We start from the raw sequence: 6,658 nt of genomic DNA, 5'->3' as shown, positions 1-6,658 counted from the left end.
TCGAAGCCAAGTGCGGGCGCATCCGGGGTGCGAGCCACCTGCTGCTCGAAGGCGTGGTGGATGCAGGTGTCGGCCGGGAACTCGGCGGCCGTGTCATTCCACTCCACCAGCACCTGCTGGCGCTCGGCGTTGGAGAGCAGGGAGATGTCGCCCAGGCGGGAGGCGGAGGCCAGGGAGAGCAGGGCATTGCGCCAGTGTTCGAGCATCCGCTGCATGGACGCGGGCTCGAAGCGGGGCGAGTCGTAGACGGCCCGCAGGCGCAGGGACTGTCCGGGGAGGACGAAGAGGGTGAGGGGGTAGTTGGTGTGCTCGAAGCCCTGGACATCCCTCACCCGGAGCGACGAGGACGAACCCGACATGGAGGCGTCGAGGGGGTAGTTCTCGAAGACGAGCAGGGAGTCGAAGAGCGAGAGGCCGCGAGGCACCTGGCTGAAGGACTGGATCTGGACGAGCGGGGAGTGCTCGTACTGGCGCAGCTCGAGCTGCTGGGCCTGGAGCGACTGGAGCCAGGGCAGCAGGGGCGCGGACGGCGAGGGCCGACGGACGCGCGCGGGCAGCGAGTTGATGAAGACGCCCACGAGGGTATCGGAGCCGGACAGCTCGGGAGGCCTGCCCGCGACGGTGTTGCCGAGGATGACGTCCTGCTCGCCCGAGTAGTGGGCGAGGACGAGGCCCCAGGAAGCCAGGGCGAGCGTGTGCATCGTCAGTTGGTGCTGGCGAGCGAAGGCCTGCAGGGAGGCCGTGGCCTCGGCGGAGAGGTCCACCTCGAGGATGGGATGGGTGGGCTGCTGGCCCTCGGGCACGGGGGCGTGGGTGTCGGCCGGGAGCGGCGTGGGAGAAGAGAAGCCCTCCAGGTAGGTGCGCCAGAAGGCCTCGTCGGCGGAGGCGTCGCGGCGCTGCAGCCAGGCGATGTAGTCGCGGAAGGGCGCCCTGGGCGCGGGCTGCGGCGTGAGACCGGAGCGGATGGACTCGTAGAGGGAGAAGACCTCGCTGATGAGCAGGCCGAGGCTCCAGCCATCCACGAGCAGGTGGTGGTGGCTCCAGAGGAAGCGCACGGAGTCGTCCGCCAGACGGATGGCCGTCAGCCGCACCAGGGGAGCACGGCGCAGCTCGAAGCCACGCTGCTTGTCCTCGAGGAGGAGTTGCTCGAAGCGGCTGTGCTGCTCGGAGGCGGAGAGCTCGCTCCAGTCGAGCTGCTCGAAGGGGAGCTCGACCTGGGAGTGGACCACCTGGAGCGGCGTGTCGAGGCCTTCCCAGTGGAAGGAAGAGCGCAGGATGGTGTGGCGCTGGAGGCAGGCCTTCCAGGCGCGCAGGAAGGAGGGCACATCCAGCGCGGAGGTGACCGTCCAGGAGAGCTGCTGGAAGTAGGCGGCGGAGGCCGGAGCGAACAGGGCGTGGAAGAGCATGCCCTGCTGAGTCGGAGACAGCGGGTAGACGTCCTCGACATCGGAGCCGGCCTGTCGCAGCACGGTGTCGAGCGACTGCTGGGAGAGGGCCGCGAGGGGGAAATCACCCGGAGAGAAGCGGCGCGCATCCTCAGACGCGCGCAGGGAGATGAGCGCGCGCAGGTGGAGGAGGAAGCGCTGAGCCAGCGACTCGATGGTGGCCGAATGGTGGAGGTCGGTGCTGTAGCCGAAGGAGAGCTGGAACTGCCCACCGAGCACGGAGCCGTTGATCTCCAGCACGTGCGGACGGGTACCCGAGGGAGCCGCTGAAGGACCCGAGGGCTCGTTGCTCAGGAAGAAGAGGCGGCTGGAAGTGGCCGTGGCATCGAACTGGCCGAAGTAGTTGAAGACGACCTGCGGCACGGGCAGGGCCTGGAGCCGCCGCGCCACCTCGGGCTGGCCGAGCCACTTCAGCAGGCCAAAGCCGATGCCATGGTGGGGCAGGAGGCGCAGCGAGTCGCGCACGGAGCGCAGGCACTCACCGGCCGAGCCACCCGAGGGCACGGGCAGCAGCACGGGTGTGAAGGACGTGAACCAGCCGACGGTGCGCGAGACATCCACATCATCGAAGAGCTCCTCGCGACCGTGGCCCTCCAGGCTGACGAGCACTCCGGGCTGGCCCGTCCATTCGGAGACGGCCTGGGCCAGGGCGGTGAGCAGCACATCGTTGATGCGAGCGCGCCAGGCGGAAGGTACCTCTTGGAGCAGGAGCTTCGTCTCCTCGGCATCGAGGGAGACGGAGACGGAGCGTTCGGAGGAGTAGGTGTTGGGGCCTGAGGCGTCGGTAGGCAGCGGAGCCACCTGAGCGCGAGCCTCGTCCAGCCAGAGGGACGCCTCGGAGGACAGCGCCTCGGAGCGAGCGTAGTCCCGCAGGCGGCGGGCCCAGGATTGGAACGACGTCGTCTTCGCCGGCAGTGAGGCTTGCGGGCTCTTCAGGAGCTGCTGGTAGGCGGACTCGAGGTCCTCCAGCAGCACGCGCCAGGAGACGGCGTCGACGACGAGGTGGTGGACGGCGAGCAGCAGGCGCTGCTGGCCGTTGCCGAGCTGGAAGAGCGCGGCGCGCAGCAACGGAGGCTGCGAGAGGAGGAAGCTGGCCTGGAGACGAGAGGCCTCGGCTTCGAGCGCGGCGGATTGCTCGGAAGCGGGAGTGGCGGAGAGGTCCACCTGGAGCAGATGGAAGGACGCCTCGTCGATGCTTGCGTTCTCCTGAGACCAGGCACCTTCGTCCTGTCGGAAGCGCAGGCGGAGGGCATCGTGGTGGGCCACCACGTGAGCGAGAGCCTTCTCCAGGCGAGCGGGCTCCAGCGGCTCGCGAGAGGCCAGGAGCACGGCCTGGTTGAAGTGGTGAGCGTGGGCCGGGTCGTGCGCCAGCAACTGGTGCTGGGCGGGCGTGAGCGTCACCGAGCCCGTGACGGGAGCCTGCTCGCGGAGCGCCTCGGAGGCAGACTTCACCACGAGGGCGAGCTGCGCCACCGTCTGGTGCTGGAAGAGCTGGCGGGTGGCGAGCACGAGGCCAGCCCGCCGCGCACGCGCGACGACCTGAAGGCTGATGATGGAGTCGCCACCCAGCTCGAAGAAGTTGTCGTGGATGCCCACCTGCTTCACGCCGAGGAGGAGTGCCCAGATGTCACACAGGCGCTGCTCCACGTCGTTGCGAGGCGCGACATAGGCAGAGCGCGGCTCGGAGCGGGAGAGGTCCGGAGCGGGCAGGGCCTTCCTGTCGAGCTTGCCACTGGAGTTGAGGGGCAGGGTCTCCATGGAGACGAAGGCCGAGGGCACCATGTACTCAGGCAGCTTCTGCTTGAGGGCGTCGCGCAGAGCGCTGAAGTCGGGAGCCTGCTCACCCGAGGGAGGCACGACGTAGGCGACCAGGCGCTTGTCGCCGGAGGAGGAGTCCTCGCGCACCACGACGACGGCCTGGCGCACCTGGGGGTGCAGCTCGAGGGCGGCTTCGATTTCTCCCAGCTCAATGCGCAGACCACGCACCTTCACCTGGAAGTCGAGGCGGCCCAGGTACTCGATGTTGCCGTCGGCCAGCCAGCGAGCCTTGTCGCCGGTGCGGTAGAGGCGGGCGCCGGGCTCGGAGGCGAAGGGGTCTGGGATGAAGCGCTCTGCGGTGAGCTCGGGGCGGGCAAGGTAGCCGCGGCCCACCTGGACGCCGCCGATGAAGAGCTCGCCGGGCACACCTGTGGGGACGGGCCGCAGGTGCGAGTCGAGGAGGCGGATGACGGTGTTGGAGATGGGGCGGCCGATGGGGATGGAGCGCAGGCCGTGCTGGGGCAGGCAGTGGAAGGCGGTGACCTCGACGGCGGCTTCGGTGGGGCCGTAGAGGTTGTGCAGCTGCGCGGAGGGCAGGCGCTGCAGGCAGCGCTGCGCGAGTTCAGGGGAGAGGGCCTCACCACTGCACATCACGCGGCGCAGGCTGGAGCAGCTCTCCAGGCCCGGCTGCTCCAGGAAGTGCTGGAGCATGGAGGGGACGAAGTGGGTGATGGTGACGCGCTGCTCGGAGATGAGCCGGACGAGGTAGTCGGGCTCCTGGTGGCCGCCGGGGCGGGCCAGCACGAGGCGAGCGCCCGAGATGAGAGGCCAGAAGAACTCCCAGACGGAGACGTCGAAGCTGAAGGGCGTCTTCTGCAGCACGATGTCCTGGGGGCTCAGCGCATCGGCGTGCTGAATCCAGAGCAGGCGGTTGCAGACGGCGCGGTGGGAATTCATGGCGCCCTTGGGGCGGCCGGTGGAGCCCGAGGTGAAGATGACGTAGGCGAGAGTGTCGGGGGTGGTCAGAGAGGCAGGGGCGTGCGTGGGCAGACCGCGCAGTGACTCGTCCCCCAGGGACAGGGGCACCACGGAGGCGCCCGGGGCTTCCGGGAGGCGAGCCAGCAGGGCGGGCTGGGCCAGAATCACCGCGGGACGAGAGTCCTCGAGCATCCACTCCAAGCGCTGGCGAGGATAGGAGGGGTCGAGGGGGACGTAGGCGCCGCCAGCCTTGAGGATGGCGAAGAGGCCGACGACGAGTTCGAGGGAGCGCTCCGCGCAGAGGCCGACGCGCACCTCGGGGCCGACGCCGAGGGAGCGCAGGTGGTGGGCCAGTTGGTTGGAGTGCGCGTCCAGCTCACGGTAGGAGAGCCAGGAGCCCTCGAAGCCAAGGGCTGGCGCGTCCGGCGTGCGCCGCACCTGGGCCTCGAAGAGGTGGTGGATGCAGGTGTCCGTGGCCAGGGGCGCGCGGGTGTCGTTCCACTCCACGAGCACCTGCTGGCGCTCAGCCTCGGTAAGCAGGGGCAGCGAGGACAGGCGCGTGTCGGGATTGGCAACGGCCGCCTCCAGCAGCACCTGCAGGTGCTCCAGGAGCCGGGCCATGGTGCCGGCGTCGTACAGGTCGGTGCTGTAGTCGCAAAGGCAGGCGAGGCCCTCGGGCGTCTCGTTGATGAAGAGCGACAGGTCGAGCTTCGCGGCGCCCGTGTTGCCCTCCACGCTTCGGAAGGTGAGGCCCGGCAGCTTCAGCTCGACAGTCGGAGTGTTCTGCAGGGCGAGCTTCACCTGGAAGATGGGCGCGTGGGCGAGGCTGCGCTCGGGGTTGAGCACGCGCACCAGTTCCTCGAAGGGAACGTCCTGGTGGGCGTAGGCACCGAGCGCGGCCTGCCGAGCGCGTCCCAGCAGCTCGCGGAAGGAGGGGTCCCCCGAGAGGTCCCCACGCATGACGAGCTGGTTGACGAAGAAGCCGATGAGGCCCTCGGTATCGGCATGGGTGCGGCCTGCGATGTCGGTACCCACGACGATGTCCGTCTGCCCTGAGTAGCGAGAGAGCAGGGACTGGAAGCCGGCCATCAGCGCCATGAAGGAGGTGACGCCTTCGCGCTGGCAGAGCGCGGCGAGCGCTTGCGACAGCGCCTTGGGCATGAGCCGGGCGAGGTTGGCGCCACGGTAGGACTGAGTGGCGGGACGGGGCCTGTCGGTGGGCAGCTCCAGCACCTGGGGGGCACTGGCGAGCTGCTGGCGCCAATAGGAGAACTGCGCTTCGAGCGCCTCGCCCTGGAGCCACTGGCGCTGCCAGGCCGCGAAGTCGGCGTACTGCACGGGCAGCTCAGGCAGAGGCGAGGGCTGGCCTTGCGAGAAGGCCTCGTAGAGCGCTGCTACCTCGCGCACCAGCACGCCCATGGACCAACCATCGGAGCTGATGTGGTGCAGGTTGAGCACCAACACGTGCTCGGTGTCGGCCAGCTTGAGCAGGAGGGCGCGCAGCATGGGGCCGTGCGCGAGCGAGAAGGGCTTGCGGCACTCGGCCTCGATGAGCCGGCGGGCCTCGGCTTCGCGCTCGGCGGCGGGTAGGGCGCTCAGGTCCACGCGCTCCAGGGGCAGGGGCGCGGGAGGCGCGATGACCTGGAGGGGCTGGTCGGCCTCGGAGGGGAACGAGGTGCGCAGCACTTCGTGACGACGGACGAGCTCGGTGAGGCTGCGCTCCAGCGCGGCCGTGTCCAGCGTGCCTTCCAGGCGCAGCGGCGCGGGCATGTTGTACAGCGCGCTGTCGGGGATGAGCTGATCGAGGAACCACAGGCGCTGCTGTGCGAAGGACAGCGGCAGCGCGCCCGTCCTTTCGACGGGCAGGAGGGAAGGCAGCTTCGGTCCGAGTGCCTCACGCGCGAGTGCGTCGATGGAGGCGGCGAGGGCTTCGAGGGTGGGCGACTCGAAGAGAGCGCTGATGGGCAGATCCACGCCGAAGCTGGTGCGGATGCGCGAGATGACCTGCGTGGCCAGCAGGGAGTGGCCGCCCAGGGTGAAGAAGTTGTCGTGGATGCCCACGCGCTCGACGCGCAGCACCTCGCTCCAGAGGGCGGCGAGCCGTTGCTCCGTTTCGTTGCGAGGAGCGACGTACTCGCTGCTGGCCGAGAGTGCCCCGTCCGGAGCAGGCAGGGCCTTCCTGTCGAGCTTGCCGTTGAAGGTGAGGGGCAGGGCCTCTAGCGCGACGAAGGCCGAGGGCACCATGTACTCGGGCAGACGTCGCTTGAGGAAGTCGCGCACGTCGGTGGTGGAGGGCGATTGCGCCCCGGAGGGAGGCACGACGTAGGCGACCAGGCGCTTGTCGCCCGGGGAGTCCTCGCGTGCCACGACGACGGCCTGGCGCACGAGGGGGTGCAGCTCGAGGGTGGTTTCGATTTCCCCCAGCTCGATGCGGAAGCCGCGCACCTTCACCTGGAAGTCGAGGCGGCCGAGGAACT

At 69.4% G+C, this 6,658-nt stretch carries 1 protein-coding gene; it reads right to left on the bottom strand.

Translation table 11 applies throughout. From position 1 onward, the window contains the following. Positions 1–6,658, bottom strand: a 6,658-nt coding sequence (locus G4D85_RS48280; protein WP_164021874.1) for a non-ribosomal peptide synthetase, incomplete at both ends; no start/stop codon positions are given.

The organism is Pyxidicoccus trucidator, from assembly GCF_010894435.1.
Lineage (GTDB): Bacteria > Myxococcota > Myxococcia > Myxococcales > Myxococcaceae > Myxococcus > Myxococcus trucidator.
This window is presented reverse-complemented; position numbering and strand designations above follow the sequence as displayed.